Origin of the sequence: Neotabrizicola sp. VNH66, from assembly GCF_049445895.1 — a bacterium.
Lineage (GTDB): Bacteria > Pseudomonadota > Alphaproteobacteria > Rhodobacterales > Rhodobacteraceae > Pseudogemmobacter.
Genome location: NZ_JBMSDW010000006.1, coordinates 245,867 through 266,402, shown reverse-complemented (window position 1 = coordinate 266,402; position 20,536 = coordinate 245,867). Strand labels below are relative to the sequence as shown.

The following is a 20,536-nucleotide window of genomic DNA, read 5'->3' as shown; positions in this document are numbered from 1 at the left end:
ATCCAGATCCGCATCGCCATCATGAACAGATACAACGCCCTCGGCACCGCCGAGATCACAGCCGTTCGCTGAACGCAGAGCGGGAAAGGGTCACCTTGGCCTCCATCCGATTAACGCAACAACGCCTTTGATTGCCTATCATAATCTGTTTAAGCCCGACGCAGATTAGCGGACTGAAACAGAAAGGCGGGGACTTTCACCCCCGCCTTCGTCTTTCGGTGGCAGATGATCCTTACTTCACCGTGATCCGCCCATCCGTATACGGCTGGTAAGGCCCGTTCGCCGCCATGTATTCCGCCACCACATCGGCCAGATCGGGGCCGTAGTCATAGGCTTTCGGCGCGTTGACGAAACTTGCGAAACCGTCGCCGCCCTGGCGGACATAGTTGTTCGACACCACCAGATAGGCAGTGGCCGGGTCGATCGGGGCCCAGGCGTCGCCGCCGACCAGAACCATCACATCCGAGATCCGGCTGCCTGCGGGCGCGGCCGGGTCGACCGTGTATTTCAGACCCGCCACCTGCAGGAAGCGGCCGGCCTTTTCCTCATACTGGCTGGCGCCGTTCTCCAGCGCCTCGACGATCCCCGCGCCCGTCACCTCAAAGGTCGACAGCGTGTTCTGGAACGGCAGCACGGTCAGCACCTCGCCCATCGTCACCTCGCCCGCGTCGATGGAGGCGCGCAGGCCGCCCGAGTTCGCCAGCGCAATGGTCACGCCCTGATCGGCGACCCGCGCCAGCATCGCATCGGCCACAAGGTTGCCCATGCTGCATTCCACCTGACGGCAGACATCGCGGTTGCCTTCGATGGCTTCCGAAGCATCCGCCACCACCTTGTTGCGGATTTCCTCCAGCGGTACGGCCAGCTCGGCGATGCGGGCCAGCGTGTCGCTGTCCTCGGCCACGGCCTTGTCCATGATCAGCGGCTCACCCGCGGCGGTGACGATCTCGCCCGCGTCGTTGAAGGTCACATTCAGCTCGCCCAGGAACTTGCCATAGGCATAGGCCTGCACGATGGCCGTGGTGCCGACCATGGTCGGATAGGGGCCGGCTGCATCTTCGCTGACATTCGACAGGTAGGTGTTGTCATGGCCGCCGACGATCACATCCACACCCTTGGTCTCGGCCGCGACCTTCTGGTCCACCAGATAGCCCGAGTGGGACAGCACGATGATCTTGTTCACGCCCTCGGCGGTCAGCTTGTCCACCTCGCCCTGCACGGCCTGCACCGGATCGGTGAAGATCACGTTTTTGCCGGGGCTGGCCAGTTCATCGGTGTCCTGCGGGGTCAGGCCGATCAGGCCGATCTTCTCGCCGCCCTTCTCGATCACCGTGGATTTGGCGATCTTGCCCTTCAGCAGGGGCTCCATCGAGATGTCGGCATTGGACATCAGGATCGGGAATTTCACCGCATCGACGAATCCGGCCAGCACCTCCGGCCCATCGTCGAATTCGTGGTTGCCCACCGTCATCGCATCATAGCCGAGCTTGTTCATGAACTCGGCCGTCATCTTGCCCTTGTAATAGGTATAGAACAGCGTGCCCTGGAACTGGTCGCCGCCATCCACCAGAATCGTGTTGTTCGACCGCGCCCGCGCTTCGGCCAGCGCCGTCACCAGCCGGGCCGAACCGCCGAAACATTCTCCCGCGGTATTGTCCTCGGGCGCGCAGGGGCCGTCATAGGCCGAAATCGGCTCGAACCGGTCATGAAAGTCGTTCGTGTGCAGGATGGTCAGGGTGTAATCGGCCGAGGCCGCCCCGGCTGTCAGCGCCAGCGCCGCCGCCGACATCATGAAACTGCGGAACATGAAAACCTCCTTGTTGGTTGATGGTGTTACACTGCTGTTACGAGAGCCCCCGAGTCAAAGGGCGATCTGCCCCTTCCTGCCGCGGCCCGGTGAAACCGGCGTGACATTGCCTGCCGATTGCACGCGAACACCCCGGCGCGCGCGGCCCGAACCGGTCAGCCCATTGACCGGCGGGCCGTTCCCGTGCAAGGGACCCCCATGCTGATCTACAAGATCTTCCGCCGCCCCGAATGGGATGCTTTCCGCGCCGCGGGCCAGACCGCGGGCGCCCCCGTCGATCTGGCCGACGGGTTCATCCATTTCTCGACCGCCGCCCAGGTCGCGGAAACCGCGGCCCGGCATTTCGCCACCGAAAGCAACCTCGTCCTCGTCGCCTTCGCGGCCGACCGCCTTGGCCCGGCGCTGAAATGGGAAGCCTCACGCGGCGGCGCGCTTTTCCCGCATCTCTATCGCCCGCTGGATCTGTCCGAGGTGGTCTGGGACAAATCCCTGCCCCTGGGTGCCACCGGCCATATCTTTCCCGAAGGTGTATGGTGAGCCTGACCGAACGCGCCGGGCTGGCCCTGCTGCACCGGACCAATCCCGAACGGGCGCACGGTCTGTCTCTGCTGGCGCTGCGGACAGGCCTTGTGCCGCTGCCGGGCGTGATTACATCGCCCCGGCTGGAAACACGGCTGGCTGGGATGGTACTGCCCAATCCTGTCGGGCTGGCCGCGGGCTATGACAAGAACGCCGTGGCGCTGGCCGCCCTGTCGCGCGCGGGCTTCGGCTTTGTCGAGGCCGGCGCCGCGACGCCCCGCCCGCAGCCCGGCAACCCGAAGCCGCGGCTCTTCCGGCTGAGCGAGGACCGCGCCGTCATCAATCGCTTCGGCTTCAACAACGAAGGGATGGAGGCGATCGGCGCAAGGCTGGCCGCCCGGACCCGGAGCCCGGTTCCCGTGGGGCTGAACCTTGGCGCGAACAAGGACAGCACCGACCGCGCCGCCGATTTCGCCCGCGTGCTGGCCCATTGCGGCCCGCATGTCGATTTTGCCACGGTCAATGTGTCTTCCCCGAACACCGAGAAGTTACGCGACCTGCAGGGCCCGGCCGCGCTGGCCGCCCTGCTGGCCGGTGTGATGGAGGCGCGCGCGGGCCTGCCCCGGCCGATTCCAGTGTTTTTGAAGATCGCCCCGGATCTGCACGACGACGAACTGGCCGGCATAGCCGAGGTCGCCCGCACCTCCGGCCTGTCGGGGATCATCGCCACCAATACCACCCTCGCACGTGACGGGCTGGCCAGCGCGCAGAAGGCAGAGACGGGCGGCCTCTCCGGCGCGCCGCTGTTCGAGAAATCCACCCGGGTGCTCGCCCGGCTGTCGCAGCTGACCGAAGGCCAGCTGCCGCTGATCGGCGTGGGCGGCATCGCCAGTCCGGAACAGGCCTGGGAAAAGATCCGCGCTGGCGCCACTGCGGTACAGGTCTATTCGGCCATGGTCTATGAGGGGATGTCGCTGATCGCCCGCATCGCCCGCGGACTGGACCGTCTGGCCGCCGAACAAGGCTTTGCCCGCGTCAACGACGCCACCGGCACCGGTCGCGACCACTGGCTCTGACATGATTGCGCGCCTTGCGGCGCAAGCCTTTTACCTCGCCCGCCGCCGCTTTCGCGGCTCTGGGCTCAGGCGGGCCTCCGGCGGGGATATTTAGACAAACTGGAAAGGCCCATTCCAGTTTGCACAAATATCCCGGGGGAGTCCTCGCCCCTTTGGCGAGGACGGGGGCAGCGCCCCCTTCCGAGGGGTCAGAAGGCGCGGAACGTCATCGTCGTCAGCGTCCGCACGATGCCCGGAATGTCGAACAGGCGCGAGGACAGGTAGTGACCGACATCCTCGCCTTCCGGGATATAGACCTTGGCGATCAGGTCGTATTCGCCGCTTGTGGAGTAGAGCTCGCTCACAACCTCGCGGTCCCAGATGGCATCGGCCACCTCATAGGTCTTGCCGGGGGTGCAGCGGAACTGAACGAATACCAGCGACATGGTGGCCTCTTCTTCTATCTGCCGCACCCTAGCGCGGGCCGTGGCCAAGGGGAAGGACCGCGAGAAGGCCCGCAAGGCACACGGGGAGCCGTCAGCTTTCGTCGCCGCCCGAAAGCTCCAGCTTCGGCGCCGCGACGCGCAGATCCTCGACGCCCAGCGGGTGCTGCGGCCGGGCCAGGCGGTTGCGCACGATCCAGTGCAGCCGCGTTTCGGCCCTTGTGATCGCCACATAGGCCAGCCGTTTCCACAGGGCCACCCCCGCTTCGGACCGCCCGGCCCAGGCCGCGGCGGAAAGATCGGGGGCGAAGACCTGCACTTCGGGCCATTGGCTGCCTTGCGCCTTGTGGATCGTCACCGCCGCGCCATGCAGGAAGGCCGCGCCCATCGTATGGGCATGCGGAATGAACGGCTCCTCCTCGTCCGGCCGTTCGATCTTGATGATCGAGGCGGCCGAGAGTCGCGGGTCCTCAGCCCCGATGACATGCAGCTTGGCAAAGCCCGGCTTGGTGCCCGGGCCCAGATAGATGACCTGCGCCCCCTTGATCAGGCCGCGCGCCTCAAGGTCGATCCGCTTCTTGCGGTGCTTCAGCGGCAGTTCGATCCCGTCGCAGATCAGCGGTTCGCCCGGCATCAGATCGTCTTCCGGCGCGCCATGGGCCATGCGGAAGGCAGTGATCAGCTTCACCCGCGTGACATTGCGCCAGACCAGCACCGGGCTGCGCGCCATCAGATCTGCATCCACCCGCTCGGCCCAGACCACCCGGTCATCGCGGCGGGCCTTGTCGCGGACCATCGCCTCGAAGTCATCGAATCCAAGTGTGTCATCGGCCAGCGCATGGGCCAGATCCAGGATCGGATTGTCCTGCGTCTGGCGATGGATGCGGTGCAGCTCCAGCCGTGATTTCGCGGGCAGGCCATCGAAGACCATCTTGCCGGACTGGCCCACCGGCGCCAGCTGTGCCGGATCGCCGAACAGCACCAGCCGGGGAAAGATTTCCTGCAGATCCGTGAACTGCCGCTCGTCCAGCATCGAGGCTTCATCGACGAAGCCCACGTCGAGGGGTTCGTCGCGCCGCTTCCAGCCGGTGATGAAATCCGATCCGCGCAGGCCCGCCGCCGCCAACGCGCCGGGGATCGAGGCGACCTGCTGGTAGAAGGCATGCGCGCGGTCCAGCGCCAGTTCGGTCAGCCCCTCGACCGTGGGGCGTGGCCCCTGCCCCGCCAGCCATTCGGCGATCTTCTCATATTGCGGATCATAGACCGGGGTATAGAGGATGCGGTGAATGGTCGTCGCCGGCACGCCGCGCAGCCGCAGAACGCTGGCCGCCTTGTTGGTGGGCGCAAGAATGGCCAATGTCCGGCGCTCACGCCGGCGCTTGCCCTCCCAGTCGGCCGAGACGACATCGACGCCTGCCCCCTTCATCGCCTTGTAAAGCTCGGCCAGAAGCAGTGTCTTGCCCGATCCGGCCTTGCCCATCACCGCAAGGACGGTGCTGCGGCCTTCGCCCGGAGGAGCCAGCGCAGCATCGGCCATGTCAATGCCCTGCGCGGCCAGATCGGCAGCGATCCGGTCCCAGGCTTCGGCCTGATCGTCAGAAAAGGTGGGGGACAGCGCCTGCATGCGCCCTGTCTAGCCGCTGCACCGCGGAAGGGCCAGCCTTGGCAACAGGTCCGTGCACCGTCAATGCGCGCGGTCCGGCCCGCCCTCCCGCCCGGGAACCGAACCGGGTCCGGGCTGTGCTGCAATCTCGGCCTCGGCCACGCGCAGCGTCTCTTCGGCCTTGGCGGCCACGGCGGGAAGGCCGTTCGCCAAGGCATAGGCCCGAAGGTCCCGCAGCATGTCGAAGATCCATGTATGGCTCATGCCCCTACCGCGGCGAGGGTTGTCTTTCCGCACCATAGCATCCGGCCGACCCGCGGCAATACCTGCCCCTTGGCACATGAAGATCCTGACCCGGCTGCGAAAACGCCAACACCCGCGCCGTCGGAGGCGCGGGTGTCATGTGCGTGCCGTGAGGGGGCCGCGAAAAGATCAGCGGTTCTGGCTGGCTTCCACCGTATCCTCGAAGGTGCGTAGCCCGGTGCGGGGCGCCTGCACCAGAACGGCCATATTGCCGGGCCGGTGCTGGTTCTTCCACATCAGCGTATGCGCCTTGGGGATTTCGGCCCAGGGGAAGACCTCGGACATGCAGGGGTCCAGACGGCGTTCGCACATCAGCTTGTTCGCCGCCGCGGCCTGCTTCAGATGGGCGAAATGGCTGCCCTGCAGGCGCTTCTGATGCATCCACATATAGCGCACGTCGAAGGTGCAGTTGAAGCCGCTGGTGCCCGCACAGATCACCACCATGCCGCCCTTCTTCACCACCAGAGACGAGACCGGGAAGGTCTGTTCGCCCGGGTGTTCGAAGACCATATCGACATTCACGCCCTTGCCGGTGATGTCCCAGATCGCCTTGCCGAACTTGCGCGCCTCCTTCAGCCAGGCGTTGTATTCGTCCGAATTCACCTTGGGCAGCTGGCCCCAGCATTTGAAATCGTTGCGGTTGATCACGCCTTTGGCGCCCAGCCCCATGACGAAGTCGCGCTTCGATTCATCCGAGATCACGCCGATCGCATTGGCGCCCGCGGTGTTGATCAGTTGGATCGCATAGGAACCGAGACCGCCCGAGGCGCCCCAGACCAGCACGTTCTGCCCGGGCTTCAGGTCATGCGGTTCGTGGCCGAACAGCATGCGGTAGGCGGTGGCCAGCGTCAGCGTGTAGCAGGCGGATTCCTCCCAGGTCAGGTGGCGGGGGCGCGGCATCAGCTGCTGCGCCTGCACCTTGGTGAACTGCGCGAACGACCCGTCATGCGTCTCATAGCCCCAGATCCGCTGGCTGGGGGAAAACATCGGATCGCCGCCGTTGCATTCCTCGTCGTCGCCATCGTCCTGATTGCAGTGGATCACCACCTCATCGCCGACCTTCCAGCGCTTCACCTTGTCGCCCACGGCCCAGACGATGCCCGAAGCATCGGAGCCCGCGATGTGATAGGGCTGCTTGTGGCCGTCGAACGGGCTGATCGGCACACCAAGCCCGGCCCAGACGCCGTTGTAGTTCACACCCGCGGCCATCACGAGGACCAGCACCTCGTTGCTGTCCAGCGTCCAGGTGTCCACCACCTCCAGCTGCATCGCATCCTCGGGCGCGCCGTGGCGTTCGCGGCGGATGGCCCAAGCATACATCTTGGCCGGGACATGCCCGAGGGGGGGCATCTCGCCAATCTCGTAAAGGTCTTTCTTCGGGGCGTCGTAGGTCATGATCGGAGCCTGCGTGTCCAGAGCCATGGGCGTGTCCTCATCCGTGCCGCACCGCAGAATCGGCGGCTGTGTGAGCAAGGGATAAAATTGACTGCGCAATTTTGCAATACATCAAAAGTCTATTTTGTAATTTTATGTCCGCCGCGTTGCAGAATTCCGCCGATCCGCCCGCCGCAAATGCAAACGCCCGGCCCGCGGGCGGCGGACCGGGCGTATGTGGCGCGCGGGAGGGGTTCAGTCGCCCAGCTTGGCGTGAACCTCGTCCAGATCGACCTCCCCCTTGGGCATCTTGTTGCCCGGGTTCTCGAAATCATAACGGAACAGCTGGAAGTCGCGCTTGTAGATCTCCCACACCAGATGCATCGACAGATCGTCGAAGTAATCCTCGACCGGGTGCAGACGCTTCGGCCCGTGGCCTTCGCTTTCGTTGAAGCGGGGAATCTTCTTCAGATCCACCTTGTGCGGGGTCTGGATGTTGTCCAGCACCACCTGCATGCCCGGGTTGAAATCCTCGGTAAAGAAGATGTGGTCATACTTGCCGCCGTTCACGATGAAGGTGCTGATATGCCCCGCCATCGCCGACCAGTGGATGTCCGGCTCCATCGGCTTGCGAAAGCGGATGGTGTCGCGCGCGAACAGCAGGAACCGGCGGAAGCTGGCGATCTGGTCGAACTCCTGCTTGCCGTCGTCGCCGCCGACCTCCACCCCGTATTTCTGCACCAGCATGGGCACGAGGTTGCCGCGATAGCGCTTTCCGTTGCGCTGGATGCCACAGATCTTGTCAAAGAAGCTGGAGAGGATGCGCGTGTAGGGGTTCCTGACGCAGGTGAAGGCATAGGATTTATGCTTCTTCACGTTCTTCTCGATCAGCGGCTGGCTCGCCTCCATCGCCCATTTATGCATGCCCGCGGTGGCATCATGGATGTCGCCATCGAAGAACCGGCCATGGTCCGAGTAGAACATGATCTGCCCGATGGTCGAACAGGCGCATTTCGGCACCACGCGATAGACCACGCTTTCGCTTTCCGTCATCCAGGTGCCTGGAAATCCCATCCGCCTTACCCTCTGCCTCACCCGGGCATTTTTTCCATCCCGGAACCAATGGATCGGAAAAAAGCAAAGAAACTCTGTCCTTTCAAGGAAGCATCAAGCACTTTAAGGAAACAGTGGCGCAGCGAGGCGAACCAGACACTCTGATCATGGCGAAGATTGCCTATATCCTTCTCTGTCACAAAGACCCCGAGGGGATCATCGCCCAGGCGCAGCGGCTGACGGCGGCGGGCGACTGCGTGTCGATCCACTTTGACGGCCGCGCCAACCGCGACCATTTCGAGAAGATCCGGCTGGCCCTGGCCGACAACCCCGGCGTGGTCTTCGCCCGGCGGCGGATCAAATGCGGCTGGGGCCAATGGTCTCTGGTCGAGGCCACGCTTCTCGCGCTCCGCCGCGCGGCCGAGGCGTTCCCCCGGGCAACCCATTTCTACATGCTGTCCGGCGACTGCATGCCGATCAAATCCGCCGAATATGCGCATCAGTTTCTGGAGCGCGAGGATGTGGATTACATCGAAAGCTTCGACTTCTACGCCTCGGACTGGATCAAGACCGGCATCAAGGAAGAGCGGCTGATCTACCGGCACTGGTTCAACGAACGCACCCACAAGGCGTGGTTCTACCGCTCGATGGACTGGCAGAAGAGGCTGGGCCTGGCGCGCAAGGTGCCTGCCGATCTGGCCATGCAGATCGGCAGCCAATGGTGGTGCCTGCGCCGCCGCACGGTCGAGGCGGTGCTGGAATTCATCGACACGCGCCGCGATGTGATGCGGTTCTTCCGCACGACCTGGATCCCGGATGAGACGTTTTTCCAGACCGTCGTCCGCCATCTGGTGCCGGAATCCGACCTGCGCACCCGGCCGCTGACCTTTCTGATGTTCACCGATTACGGCATGCCGGTGACCTTCTACAACGATCACTACGATCTGCTGCTGTCGCAGGACTATCTTTTCGCCCGCAAGATCAGCCCGGATGCCAAGGATCTGAAACAGCGGCTGGGAGAGCTTTATGCCGCCAAGGGCCGCCGCTTCGCCATCTCGAACGAGGGGCGCAGCTTGTTCCGCTTCCTGACGGGCCGTGGCCGCATCGGCCGCCGCTTCGCGCCCCGGTTCTGGGAGAGCGAGACCAGCCTCGGGCGTGAGCGCAAGCTGATGATGGTGACCTGCAAGAAATGGCATGTCGCCAAGCGGCTGGTGGACCGGGTGCGCAATGTGACGAACCTGCCCGCGATGGACTATCTGTTCAACGAAGGCTCTACCCCGCTGCCCGATCTGGGCGGCATCCAGTCCAATCTGGAAAAGCGGACCCGCCATCGCCGGGCGCTGGTGCGCATGCTTTTCGATTACTGGCAGACCGACCGGCTGATCTTCTGTATCGACCCCGCTTCGGTGGATCTGATGCAGGATTTCTACAATGACAAGGCGCAGGTCCGGTTGCTGGAAATCGAATGCGATTTCACGGATGAATATCTGATCGGCCATGCGCGGCGCGTCGGGCTGGCGGGCGACCGCACCCCGCAAGAGACGCTGAACCGGCTGTTGCCGACCATCCGCTATGACGTGAAATTCGAAAGCGACCGCATCCGGGAATGCAACTTCCCCGGCCATTACCGCATCCGGCAATCGGCCAGCGTGGATGAGAACACCGTGCCGCTGGCAGAATTCTTTGACATCCCGACCGACAAGGCGCAGGACATCGCCCGCACCGATTACCTCTTCGTGGACTGACACCAATGGCCTGGACCTACGATCCGCAGAACATCTTTGCCCGCATCCTACGCGGTGAGATCCCGAACAAGACCGTGCTGGAAAGCCCGCATACTCTGGTCTTCCACGACATCCGGCCGCATGCGCCGGTGCATGTTCTGGCCATCCCGAAGGGTGCCTATGTCAATCTGGACCATTTCGCCGCCGAGGCAAGCGCCGAGGAGATCGTGGATTTCCACCGCACCGTTGCGCAGGTGATCGCCGATCTGGGTCTGTCCGGACCTGAGGGCTATCGCGCCATCACCAATGCAGGCCTGCATGGCATGCAGGAGGTGCCGCATTACCACCTGCACATCCTGGGCGGGCGGGTGCTGGGCCGGCTGGTCGATCCGGCTTGACGGCGCGCACTGCAACGCTCCCGGAGGGCTTCGCGCCCTCCGGACCTCCCGCGGGATATTTATGAACAGATGAATGGGGGAAAGGCGCTCAGATCGGGTCGGCCTTCCCGGCGGCGCGGAACCAGTCGACGATCTTCTGCCGCTCGGTCTCTTCCATATAGCTCAGATTGCCCGGCGGCATGGCATGGCTCAACCCCGCCTGCAGATAGATCCGCCGCGCCTCCTGCGCGATCTGGGCCGGGGTTTCCAGCACCACCGCCTTCGGCGCCCAATGCAGCCCCTCCCATGAGGGTTCGGCCGCATGGCACATCGAACAACGGCCCTGCACAATGCTGACCACCTCGTCAAAGCCGGGGGCTGCGGCAAAGGGCATCGACACTTTGGTCAGCGCGGCATCCTCGGGCATCGTTTCCACCCTCTCGACCGACAGCCGCGCGATGGCGAGGAACAGCAGCACGGTGACCAGCCAGGTCCAGTGCGGATTGCCCTTGCCCGCATGGCGGGTGTTGAACCAGTGCCGGATCGACACCCCCATCAGGAAGACGAGGCAGGCGATGATCCAGTTGTATTTCGTCGCAAACACAAGCGGATAGTGGTTCGACAGCATCAGGAACAGCACCGGCAGCGTCAGGTAGTTGTTATGCGTGCTGCGCTGCTTGGCGATCTTGCCGTATTTCGGATCGGGCACCCGGCCCGCCTTCAGATCGGCCACCACCACACGCTGGTTCGGCATGATGATGAAGAAGACATTCGCGCTCATGATCGTCGCGGTGAAGGCGCCCAGATGCAGCATGGCGGCGCGGCCGGAAAAGACGCTGGTGTAGAAATAGCTCATCCCCACCAGCACCACGAACAGCGCGATCATCACCAGGGTCTGGTTCGCCGCCACAAAGACTTTGCAGATCTGGTTGTAGACCACCCAGCCGAAGGCCAGCGAGGCGAGCGAGATGCCGATGGCCTGCGCTTGCGTCAGCGCCATCACATTGGGGTCGATCAAGAACAGGTCGGCGGACAGGTAATAGACCAGCACCAGCATGGAAAAGCCGGACAGCCAGGTCATGTAGCTTTCCCATTTGAACCAGACCAGATGCTCGGGCAGGAACTCGGGCGCGACGAGGTATTTCTGGATGTGGTAGAAGCCGCCGCCGTGGACCTGCCATTCCTCGCCATGGGCCAAAGGTGGCAGGCTGGGCGTCTTGCGCAGGCCAAGGTCCAGCGCCACGAAATAGAAGCTGGACCCGATCCAGGCGATGGCGGTGATCACATGCAGCCAGCGGGCGGCGATCTCCACCCACTCCCCCAGAACCACCCATTCGTACAGAACTTCCATGCTTCCCCCATCGCGCAAGCTGCGTTCGTCCCCGTTGCGGTGCGGGGCTTCGTTCGGCCAAGGCTATACCCAAGCCATCTTTGCCGTTAATCCTTGGAATTGCCGGATCACTTTCAATCCGTGCCAGAGAATACAGCCCGTAGGATATGCCTAAAGAAAGCAAAGTGCGAAGCCCGGCATTTACATCCCGAAATCAATGCTTTGCCATATCCCCCCACCGCATCCGCGCTGAAGCCTCGCGTCCGGTCGCCCGGATATGTCGTCGCTTCCGTCCGGCCTGACGCCCGGGCGGCGGGCGCACTGGCGCGAAAACCGGCAGACCGCTGACCGGAAATGGCGATGCCTGCCGGGCCGTAAACGCAGGGACGGTCCGAACCACGAATGCGGATTCGCCCCCCTGCCCATGGCCAGAGGCACCGCGCCGCATTCCGGCCTTCGGGCAGAACGCACCCCCTTGCGCCTGCGCAAACGGCGCACCCGGGGCTGGTCTCGGTCACCCCTGAAGAAGACCGATCCGGTCAGGCCGCAGATCCCGGTTCTGCGTTTTCACCGGGACAGACCGCCCGAATGCATGTTTGATGGGGAATGACCTGAAGCTGAATCGGCCAGAGAAATGAAGCAATCCTTGGATTCTCAACAAGATAGGAGCCAAGCGTGAGCTATGTGAACAACATCCGCATGTTCGTCCGCGTCTATGAGCTGGGCAATATGAGTGTGGCGGCGCGCGACCAGCGGACCTCACCCGCGGTGGCGTCGGCCCGGATTTCGGAACTTGAGAAGCATCTGGGCGTGCGGCTCTTCAACCGCACCACCCGCAGCCTGCAGCCGACCGAGAACGGCCGCATCTTCTATGACGGGGCGCGCCGCGTGCTGGAGGCGATCGACGAGGCCGAGGCCGCGGTGATGGATGTCACGCAGAACCCGCGGGGCACGATCCATGTGGCGGCCCCTCTGGGCATCGGGCGGCGGCTGATCGCACCGCATGTGCCTGCCTTCAAGGACCTGTATCCGCAGATCGAGGTGCGGCTGCGGCTGTCGGACCGGCTGATCGACGTCGTGGCCGAGGGGATCGACGTGGCCTTCCATCTGGGCCTTCTGGAGGATTCCACGCTGAAGGTGCGGCTGGTGGCGGATTGCCCGCGCCTTCTGTGCGCGGCACCCGACTATATCGCCCGCCGCGGCATGCCCGCTGATGGCGCGGCGCTGGTCGAAGACCGGCATGATTGCCTGAACCTGCGGTTTCCCGGTGCCAAGGAATTCCAGTGGACCCTGCAGACCCCCGAAGGCCCGCGACGGTTCGAGATCACCGGGCCTTACGAAAGCGACGATGGCGATGTGCTGACCGGATGGGCACTGGACGGGCGCGGCATCGTGCTGAAACCCTTGTTCGAGGTGGCGGAATATCTGCGCGCGGGACGGCTGGTGCCGGTGGCGGTGGCGACGCCGCCTTTGCCCACCCAACTCTCCAGCCTGTCGCAGCACCGCCGCCTGAAGGACCCCAAGGTGCGGCTGTTCACCGATTTCATGGCCCAGCGCATGCGCGAAGCGATGCGCGCGGCCATGTCCGGGCCGACCGACACCGCGATTTCTGAAACCAATCCTTGATTTGCGAGGGCAAGCCGCCCATATGGGAGAGGCAAAGCTAATTCTTTCGACCTTCTGTTTCCTCTCGGCTTCAGTTGTTCTTCTGATGACTCTAAGCCGGGCCGTCACATGTTGTGGGCGGCAAACAGAAAGGAATATCACGATGGCCAACGGCACCGTGAAATGGTTCAACGCCACCAAAGGCTTCGGCTTCATCGCTCCGGCGGGCGGCGCAAAGGACGTCTTCGTCCATATCTCCGCGCTGGAACATGCGGGCATCCGCCAGCTGAATGACGGTCAGGCCGTCACCTTCGATCTGGAGCGGGACCGCAACGGCCGCGAATCCGCGACCAACCTCGCGCTGGCATAAGGCCCGCGCCCAAGACCACGGAACGGGGATGGCCTCGGGCCGTCCCCGTTTCTTTTTGTGCACCGTTCCCTGTGTTCGGCTGCGCTGTCCGAAAGATGAGTATCCCTTGATTGAACTGCATTGGGGTTCGCCCCTGACATTGGTGGTGACGCCCGACGGCGACACCCAGACCTTCAGCACCATCGAACAGGCCGCCTATTGGCTGCGCCGCAAATGGCCGGTGGCCGATGACGCCCGCGATCGCGCGCTGAACCGGATCGACGCGGCCCAGCATTGCATGGTCAGCCCCGGCACCGCCCGGCGGGCATTTCTGCACGCAGCGCGCAGCGCCGGCTTCGTGCCCGAAGACCTGATGACACAACCCGCCCGGCAGTAGGCCGGGGCGGCAAAGGTTGCCCCCAACGGGGCAATAAAAAAAAGGCGCGGCCCCGCGGGACCGCGCCTTTTTTCGTGGCACAGAGGCCCCTTACTGGATCTGCTGGCCGTTCACGAAGATCGCGCCGCCTTCCTTGGCCTCGATCTTCGAGGTCAGGGTGTCGGGGGCCGAACCCGGGGTCATGAAGGCACCCATCATCATGCGCGCGCCCATGGCGTCGTCTTCGGTGATCACACCAATGGCCACCAGACCATCAATCAGCTGGTTCGCCCCGCTGACGGAAACATCGGCCGTGCCCACCGGCATCGGGACACCCATTGCATTGTCGAAGGTGAAGGCCCCGGTCGCATCCAGCGCGGCGCCCGCCACGGTGACCGCCAGCTTGGCGATATCCAGCGTCTCGGGCGCAGGAACCGGCGGAGCTTCGGTCATGCCGCCCGTTTCGGCCGCCATGATCGCGGGCCAGTCGATCTTGGTCTTGCCGCTGATGTCGATGTCGATGGTGGCCGGATCATGCTTCAGCTTGGCCTCCGGATCGAACAGACCCCAAGCTTCATCGTTCAGCGTCAGCGAAGCAACACCCAGCTTGTAGGCGTAATCCCCGGCGGCTTCGGTGGCGACCACCGGCGAGGTCAGCGTCATCGCCACGGCCCCGAAGGCCAGCTTCAGCGGCGCCGGAATGGCGGCCGATGTCATTTCCATCTCGCCCCCCTCGCCCGCGGCGGTCAGGTGGAACGTATCCTTGTTCAGCACCAGTTCCGCGCTGCCCGGCAGGCTGCTGGAGGTCAGGTTGTAGGGGAAGAACTGGTCTTCCTGCACGGCAGAGCCGGTCGAGGCGCCCTGCGTCATGCTGAGCGTGAAGGCCAGGCCTTCCTGCAGCGCGCGGCCGAAATCAGCAGGCGATTGCAGGCTGGACAGCGGCGAGGTCGGCAGGGTGAATTCCGCCGAAAGGTCCACATCCGCGGCCTCGGTCTTCTGCGCCGTCTTCATCGGCATGTTCGGATCGTCCGAAGCGATATCATAGGCCATTTTCGACGCGGCCAGATCCAGCCCGAAGACGCGGTTGTCGCCGGGGGTGTCGCTGTAGCTGCCTTCCAGCGCTTCGAAGGTAAAGGTCCCCTTGGCGGTGGTGGGCTTGGCGGGCTGGTCGGTGAAGGAATAGCCCGGCGCCGTGCTGTCAAAGCTGACATTTAGGCTGTCGGCCGAATAGTCATAGACGATGCCGCCTTCGTCGCCTTCGCTGGCGGTCAGGGTCAGGCCTTCATGCGCGATCTTCAGGTTGCTGGCCGAGTCGCCTTCGGTTGAGGTCAGGCCGATGGCGGCACCCGGCTCGATCAGAACGGTGCCGTCATCCTGCTCGGTCAGCACCAGATCCGAGATGGTCAGCGGCGCCTTCGCGCCTTCGGGCGCCAGCGTCACACCGTTCAGCGTCAGCGTGCCGTCCTCGTTCAGCTCGGTCGCGGCCGAGAGCTTCAGCCCCGCCATTGCCGCGCCATCCTTCCAGCTTTGCCAGATCTGGTCCGCCGTCAGCGCGGCATGGGCCGTGCCCGACAGCAGAACGACAAGTGCAGGCGCCGCAACACAGGTGCGGATGAAAGACATGGTGCTCCCTCCCCGGGATGAAAAAATCAGCCCGCAGGAAACCCTAAACCCCCGCGCGCCGCAAGGGCCGGAAATCACGACCCGCGATAGGTGGAATAGGCGAAAGGACTGATCAGCAAGGGAACATGATAGTGCTGGGTCGCGTCAGGAATGCCGAAACGGATGGGAATCTGGTCCAGAAACAGCGTGCCCTCGCCCGCCTGTCCGCTGGCGCGCAGATAATCGCCTGCGAAGAACACAAGTTCGTAATCGCCTTCGGTCAGCTTCGCCCCGGACAGCATCGGCGCATCGGTGCGGCCATCGGCATTGGTCACCACCTCGGCAATCTTGCGATGGCTTTGCCCGCTGATCCGGTAAAGCGCGATCTTCACCCCCGCCGCGGGTTTGCCCTTCGCGGTATCCAGCACATGGGTCGTCAGCCGCCCCGTCTTTGCTTCGCCCGCCATTTCAGCACTCCCCTCTCGTCTTTGGCCACAGAGAAGCACGTTTGCCGCGCCTTGGCGACAACCGCTTGCCGGCAAAGGACCTTCTGGCAAATCTTGAAAGAAGCCGCCGACGGATGCGCCTAATCTGGCGGCAATGACAAGAGGACTGCCATGACCCGTTACCCCCGCGACTTCCGCGGCTACGGCCCGAACCCGCCCGATGCACAATGGCCCGGCGGGGCAAAGATCGCCGTCTCGCTGGTGCTGAACTACGAAGAAGGGGGCGAAAACAGCCTCCTGCACGGCGACGCCCAGTCCGAGGCCTTCCTGTCCGACATCGCCGGGGCCGCCCCATGGCCCGGCATGCGGCACTGGAACATGGAGTCGATCTACGACTACGGCGCCCGCGCCGGGTTCTGGCGGCTGCATCGCCTGTTCACCGAACGGCAGATCCCGGTGACGGTCTACGGGGTCACCACAGCCCTTGCCCGCAACCCCGAACAGGTGGCCGCGATGAAGGCCGCGGGCTGGGAAATCGCCAGCCACGGGCTGAAATGGGTCGATCACCGCGACATGCCGCCCGAGGAGGAGGCCCGCCAGATCGCGGAATCCTTCCGCCTGCATGCGGAGGTGGTGGGAGAGCCGCCGCGGGGCTGGTATACCGGCCGGTGCAGCATGAACACGGTCGCGCTGACCGCGGAAACCGCGCGGCTGGACTGGATCTCGGACACCTATGACGACGACCTGCCTTATTGGCTGGAAATCGGTCACCGTGACCAGCTCGTCATCCCCTATACGCTGGAGGCGAACGACATGCGCTTCGCCACCGCGCCCGGATACATAACCGGCGAGCAGTTCTTCACCTATCTGAAGGACAGTTTCGACACGCTTTATGCCGAAGGGCTGGACGGCCGCGCCAAGATGTTCTCCATCGGCCTGCACAACCGGCTGATCGGACGGCCGGGCAAGTTTGCCGGGCTGAAGAAGTTCCTCGATTATGCCCAAGGCTTCGAAGGCGTCTGGTTCCCCCGCCGCATCGACATTGCCCGCCACTGGGCCGCGGTGCACCCGCACCGCCGCATCGAACGCCCCAGCCGGATGGACCGGCAGCGGTTCGTCGAACGCTTCGGCAGCATCTTCGAACATTCGCCCTGGATCGCCGAGCGGGCCTTCGATCTGGAGCTTGGTCCCGCCCATGACAGCGCCGCAGGCCTGCACAATGCGCTGGCCCGGATGTTCCGCTCCGCTACGCCCGAGGAACGGATGGCTGTCCTGCGTGCCCACCCCGATCTGGCCGGAAAGCTGGCCGCGGCCAAGCGCCTGACCGCGGAATCGACCGCCGAACAGGCCAGCGCCGCGCTGGATGCGCTGACCGATCAGGAACGTGCGACCTTCCAGACGCTGAACGCCGAATATGTCGCCCGCCACGGCTTCCCCTTCATCATCGCCGTGCGCGACAACACCAAGGACAGCATCCTTGCCGCCTTCAGGGCGCGCATCGCCAATGACAGCGCCACCGAATTCGCCACCGCCTGCCGTCAAGTCGAGCGGATCGCCGAACTCCGTCTGAAAGACCTCCTGCCATGACCCGTTACGCCACCCCCGCCGACGGCCTGCCGCCGCAGACCGCGATCCACACCGGCCGCGCCGTCTTTACCGAGGCCTATGCCGTCATCCCCCGCGGCGTGATGCGCGACATCGTAACCAGCTTCATGCCGGGCTGGACCAAAACGCATTTCTGGGTGATCGCCCGCCCGATGAGCGGGTTTTCCGAAACCTTCTCGCAATATATCCTGACGATCGACCCCGAAGGCGGCTCCGACACGCCAGAGCCGGAGGCGGGGGCCGAAGGCGTCCTCTTCGTCACCGAAGGCCGCCCGCTCCTGACCATCGGCGGCACGGTGCATCCGCTGGCCCCCGGCGGTTACGCCTATCTGCCCCCCGGCACCCCATGGACCCTGAAGAACCCGACCCGCCAGCCCGCCAAACTGCATTGGGTGCGCAAACTCTATGAACCCGCGCCGGGGCTGGAGGTGCCGCCTCCCTTCGTGACCAACGAACAGCATCTCTCGCCCGCGGCCATGCCCGATACCAAGGGCGCATGGGCGACGACGCGCTTCGTCGATCCCTATGACCTGCGCCACGACATGCATGTGAACATCGTGACCTTCCAGCCCGGCGGCCTGATCCCGTTCGAGGAAACCCATGTGATGGAACATGGGCTTTACGTGCTGGAGGGCAAGGCGGTCTACAAGCTCAACCGCGACTGGGTCGAGGTCGAGGCCGGGGATTTCATGTGGCTGCGCGCCTATTGCCCGCAGGCCTGCTATGCGGGCGGGCCGGGACCGTTCCGCTACCTGCTCTACAAGGATGTGAACCGCCACGCCAAACTGCGCGGCCCCGGGGCCTTTGGCCGGTAACCCCGCCCCCCTTTCCAGTTTGCCCAAATATCCTCTGGGGGTCCGGGGGGCGAAGCGCCCCCGGGGTCCCGGCCAAAGGAACCCTGCCCATGCACCTGATCCTGACCGAACCGCTGACCGCCGCAGCCTTCGCCCCCTTCGGCGAGGTGCTGGAGGCGACGGGCGATTTCCGGCTGATCAATGCGGGTCTCTGCCGCCGCCACCATGACCGCGCCGTACTGGATTTCGGGGTTGAGACCGATCCGCCCGGCCGCGCCGGCATCTCGGTCTTCAATGCCGAACCGCGCAGCCTGCCCTATGACTTCGACCTGATCGAACGCCACCCGCAGGGCAGCCAGGCCTTCCTGCCGCTGTCACAGCATCCGTTCCTCGTCATCGTTTCGCCCGATCCTCAGGCAATCCCCCGCGCCTTCATCACCAATGGGGCACAGGGCATCAACCTTGCCCGCGGCACATGGCACGGTGTGCTGACACCGCTGCACGCGCCCGGCATCTTTGCGGTGGTGGACCGGATCGGCGCCACCCCCAATCTGGAAGAGCACCGCTTCCCGCAGCCCTTCCGCGTGACGGCCCCCTGAGAGGGGCAACCTTAACCGGACGGCGTCCCCGGGGCGGGCGCCGAGACGGCGCGAACATAACCGCCCCGAGGGAAAGGACGCTCCATGACCACAACGCATCCGGTGGACGAAATCCTGCCACCGCCGAAACTGTTCACCCTTGGCCTCCAGCATGTGCTGGTGATGTATGCCGGCGCGGTGGCCGTGCCGCTGATCGTCGGCCGCGCGCTGAAGCTGGACCCGGCCGATGTGGCCTTCCTGATCTCGGCCGATCTCTTCGTCTGCGGCATCGCCACGCTGATCCAGTCGCTGGGCATGACCCAATGGTTCGGCATCAAACTGCCGGTGATGATGGGCGTGACCTTCGCCGCCGTCGGCCCGATGGTCGCCATGGCGGGTGCCAATCCGGGGACCGAAGGCGCGCGGGCGATCTTCGGCGCCATCATTGCCGCGGGCGTCATCTCGATCCTGATCGCGCCCTTGATGTCAAAACTCCTGCGGTTCTTTCCGCCGGTGGTGACGGGAACGATCATCCTTGTGATCGGCGTCTCACTCATGCGCATCGGCATCAACTGGATCTTCGGCAACCCCGTCGGCCCCACCGCGCCGTCGATCATCGATCCGGCCCATGCCGACTGGCTGAAGACCGTGACCGAGGGCGCCGTGGCCGCGGGCCTGCCCGAGGTGCCACCGAAATTCGCCGCCGCGCCGACGCTGCAGAACCCGGCCTATGCACCGCTCGGCAATGTCCTTGTCTCGGCCATCGTGCTGGTGTCCATCCTCCTGATCGCCAAATTCGGCCGCGGCTTCGTCGCCAATATCTCGGTCCTTCTGGGCATCGTCATCGGCGCCGTCATCGCGGTGACCATCGGTGCCATGACCTTCTCCAAGGTCGGTGAGGCCGCATGGTTCGGGATGATCACCCCCTTCCACTTCGGCACGCCCACCTTTGAACCTGTCATGATCATCACCATGACCCTCGTGATGATCGTGGTGATGATCGAATCGACCGGCATGTTCCTTGCCCTTGGCGATATGACCGGAAAGCCGGTGACCCAGCCGATGCTGTCCGCCGGGCTGCGGACCGATGGTCTGGGCACCGTCATCGGCGGCCTTTTCAACACCTTTCCTTACACCTCCTTCAGCCAGAACGTCGGGCTTGTGGGCGTGACGGGAATCAAAAGCCGCTTCGTCTGCGTGGCGGGCGGGGTGATCCTGATCGTGCTGGGGCTGGTGCCCAAGATGGGCGCACTGGTGGAATCGGTGCCGACCATGGTTCTGGGCGGTGCGGGGCTGGTGATGTTCGGCATGGTCGCGGCCACCGGAATCCGCATCCTGTCAGGCGTCGATTTCGCGCGGAACCGCAACAACCTGTTCGTGGTGGCGGTCAGCCTTGGCTTCGGGATGATCCCGCTGGTCGCACCCAGCTTCAAGCAATGGATGTGGCACGACCTGCACCCGCTGATCGAATCCGGCATCCTTCTGGCTTCGATCGCCGCCGTGGTGCTGAACGCCTTCTTCAACGGCGCCAAGGATTCGATCGAAGACATCAAGGCCGCCGCCGCCACCGCGGACCATTGACCGAAGACCGGG

20 protein-coding genes are annotated in these 20,536 nt (G+C 64.3%); 11 read left to right on the top strand and 9 right to left on the bottom strand.

Annotated elements, in window-relative coordinates; translation table 11 throughout:
• Positions 1 to 232: 232 nt before the first annotated feature.
• Positions 233 to 1,807 (bottom strand): bifunctional metallophosphatase/5'-nucleotidase, encoded by a 1,575-nt coding sequence (locus ACO2Q5_RS11550; RefSeq protein ID WP_423291101.1) that lies wholly within the window; start codon positions 1,805 to 1,807, stop codon positions 233 to 235.
• A gap of 198 nt (positions 1,808 to 2,005) precedes the next feature.
• On the opposite strand from ACO2Q5_RS11550, the gene ACO2Q5_RS11545 reads away from it, so the two are divergent.
• Positions 2,006 to 2,344: a DUF952 domain-containing protein gene (locus ACO2Q5_RS11545; RefSeq protein WP_423291099.1), complete on the top strand. Its 339-nt coding sequence runs from the start codon at positions 2,006 to 2,008 to the stop codon at positions 2,342 to 2,344.
• Positions 2,341 to 3,402, top strand: a complete 1,062-nt coding sequence (locus ACO2Q5_RS11540; RefSeq protein ID WP_423291097.1) for a quinone-dependent dihydroorotate dehydrogenase — start codon at positions 2,341 to 2,343, stop codon at positions 3,400 to 3,402. Before ACO2Q5_RS11545 ends, ACO2Q5_RS11540 begins: the two co-directional genes overlap by 4 nt.
• A 188-nt stretch (positions 3,403 to 3,590) precedes the next feature.
• Here the strand turns inward: ACO2Q5_RS11540 and ACO2Q5_RS11535 are convergent, their stop codons facing one another.
• The 5 genes from ACO2Q5_RS11535 to ACO2Q5_RS11515 all read right to left on the bottom strand — a co-directional run bounded on the left by ACO2Q5_RS11535 (position 3,591) and on the right by ACO2Q5_RS11515 (position 8,178).
• Positions 3,591 to 3,827, bottom strand: coding sequence for an Lrp/AsnC ligand binding domain-containing protein (locus ACO2Q5_RS11535; protein ID WP_423291095.1), 237 nt, complete (start codon positions 3,825 to 3,827; stop codon positions 3,591 to 3,593).
• Positions 3,828 to 3,918: 91 nt separating this feature from the next.
• Complete coding sequence (locus tag ACO2Q5_RS11530) at positions 3,919 to 5,448, bottom strand: ATP-dependent DNA helicase (RefSeq protein ID WP_423291093.1); 1,530 nt, start codon at positions 5,446 to 5,448, stop codon at positions 3,919 to 3,921.
• Between the two features lie 60 nt (positions 5,449 to 5,508).
• Complete coding sequence (locus ACO2Q5_RS11525) at positions 5,509 to 5,691, bottom strand: hypothetical protein (RefSeq protein ID WP_423291091.1); 183 nt, start codon at positions 5,689 to 5,691, stop codon at positions 5,509 to 5,511.
• Positions 5,692 to 5,859: 168 nt separating this feature from the next.
• Positions 5,860 to 7,152 carry a crotonyl-CoA carboxylase/reductase gene (gene ccrA / locus ACO2Q5_RS11520; protein ID WP_423291089.1) on the bottom strand — a complete coding sequence of 431 codons (1,293 nt, stop codon included), beginning with the start codon at positions 7,150 to 7,152 and terminating at the stop codon, positions 5,860 to 5,862.
• 207 nt (positions 7,153 to 7,359) lie between these two features.
• Positions 7,360 to 8,178: a sulfotransferase family protein gene (locus ACO2Q5_RS11515; protein WP_423291087.1), complete on the bottom strand. Its 819-nt coding sequence runs from the start codon at positions 8,176 to 8,178 to the stop codon at positions 7,360 to 7,362.
• 146 nt (positions 8,179 to 8,324) lie between these two features.
• Between ACO2Q5_RS11515 and ACO2Q5_RS11510 the strand changes: the two genes are divergently transcribed.
• Together ACO2Q5_RS11510 and ACO2Q5_RS11505 are read left to right on the top strand one after the other, a co-directional pair.
• Positions 8,325 to 9,902: a DUF5928 domain-containing protein gene (locus ACO2Q5_RS11510; protein WP_423291085.1), complete on the top strand. Its 1,578-nt coding sequence runs from the start codon at positions 8,325 to 8,327 to the stop codon at positions 9,900 to 9,902.
• 5 nt (positions 9,903 to 9,907) lie between these two features.
• Positions 9,908 to 10,279, top strand: a complete 372-nt coding sequence (locus ACO2Q5_RS11505) for an HIT domain-containing protein (protein WP_423291083.1) — start codon at positions 9,908 to 9,910, stop codon at positions 10,277 to 10,279.
• An 88-nt stretch (positions 10,280 to 10,367) separates the two neighbouring features.
• Here the strand turns inward: ACO2Q5_RS11505 and ACO2Q5_RS11500 are convergent, their stop codons facing one another.
• Positions 10,368 to 11,600 carry a urate hydroxylase PuuD gene (locus ACO2Q5_RS11500; RefSeq protein WP_423291111.1) on the bottom strand — a complete coding sequence of 411 codons (1,233 nt, stop codon included), beginning with the start codon at positions 11,598 to 11,600 and terminating at the stop codon, positions 10,368 to 10,370.
• A gap of 663 nt (positions 11,601 to 12,263) precedes the next feature.
• On the opposite strand from ACO2Q5_RS11500, the gene ACO2Q5_RS11495 reads away from it, so the two are divergent.
• The 3 genes from ACO2Q5_RS11495 (at position 12,264) to ACO2Q5_RS11485 (ending at position 13,939) form a co-directional block, all read left to right on the top strand.
• Complete coding sequence (locus ACO2Q5_RS11495; RefSeq protein WP_423291081.1) at positions 12,264 to 13,214, top strand: LysR substrate-binding domain-containing protein; 951 nt, start codon at positions 12,264 to 12,266, stop codon at positions 13,212 to 13,214.
• 142 nt (positions 13,215 to 13,356) lie between these two features.
• Positions 13,357 to 13,563: a cold-shock protein gene (locus ACO2Q5_RS11490; RefSeq protein ID WP_423291079.1), complete on the top strand. Its 207-nt coding sequence runs from the start codon at positions 13,357 to 13,359 to the stop codon at positions 13,561 to 13,563.
• Between the two features lie 106 nt (positions 13,564 to 13,669).
• Positions 13,670 to 13,939, top strand: a complete 270-nt coding sequence (locus ACO2Q5_RS11485) for a DUF982 domain-containing protein (protein ID WP_423291077.1) — start codon at positions 13,670 to 13,672, stop codon at positions 13,937 to 13,939.
• Positions 13,940 to 14,029: 90 nt separating this feature from the next.
• On the opposite strand, the gene ACO2Q5_RS11480 is transcribed toward ACO2Q5_RS11485, so the two are convergent.
• On the bottom strand, positions 14,030 to 15,541 hold the full coding sequence (locus ACO2Q5_RS11480) for a DUF2125 domain-containing protein (protein ID WP_423291075.1): 1,512 nt from the start codon (positions 15,539 to 15,541) through the stop codon (positions 14,030 to 14,032).
• Between the two features lie 74 nt (positions 15,542 to 15,615).
• Positions 15,616 to 15,987 (bottom strand): hydroxyisourate hydrolase, encoded by a 372-nt coding sequence (uraH, locus tag ACO2Q5_RS11475; protein ID WP_423291074.1) that lies wholly within the window; start codon positions 15,985 to 15,987, stop codon positions 15,616 to 15,618.
• 150 nt (positions 15,988 to 16,137) lie between these two features.
• Here uraH and puuE point away from each other — a divergent pair, with 150 nt between their 5' ends.
• From puuE to ACO2Q5_RS11455, 4 genes are all read left to right on the top strand, one after another.
• Positions 16,138 to 17,553 (top strand): allantoinase PuuE, encoded by a 1,416-nt coding sequence (gene puuE / locus ACO2Q5_RS11470; RefSeq protein WP_423291073.1) that lies wholly within the window; start codon positions 16,138 to 16,140, stop codon positions 17,551 to 17,553.
• Entirely contained in the window at positions 17,550 to 18,386 is an 837-nt protein-coding gene (locus ACO2Q5_RS11465; protein ID WP_423291072.1) for a bifunctional allantoicase/(S)-ureidoglycine aminohydrolase, read from the top strand. The genes puuE and ACO2Q5_RS11465 overlap by 4 nt, the downstream gene beginning before the upstream one ends.
• Positions 18,387 to 18,475: 89 nt before the next feature.
• Positions 18,476 to 18,964 carry an ureidoglycolate lyase gene (locus ACO2Q5_RS11460; protein ID WP_423291071.1) on the top strand — a complete coding sequence of 163 codons (489 nt, stop codon included), beginning with the start codon at positions 18,476 to 18,478 and terminating at the stop codon, positions 18,962 to 18,964.
• Between the two features lie 84 nt (positions 18,965 to 19,048).
• Positions 19,049 to 20,524 (top strand): nucleobase:cation symporter-2 family protein, encoded by a 1,476-nt coding sequence (locus tag ACO2Q5_RS11455; protein ID WP_423291069.1) that lies wholly within the window; start codon positions 19,049 to 19,051, stop codon positions 20,522 to 20,524.
• The last annotated feature ends 12 nt before the right edge of the window (positions 20,525 to 20,536 follow it).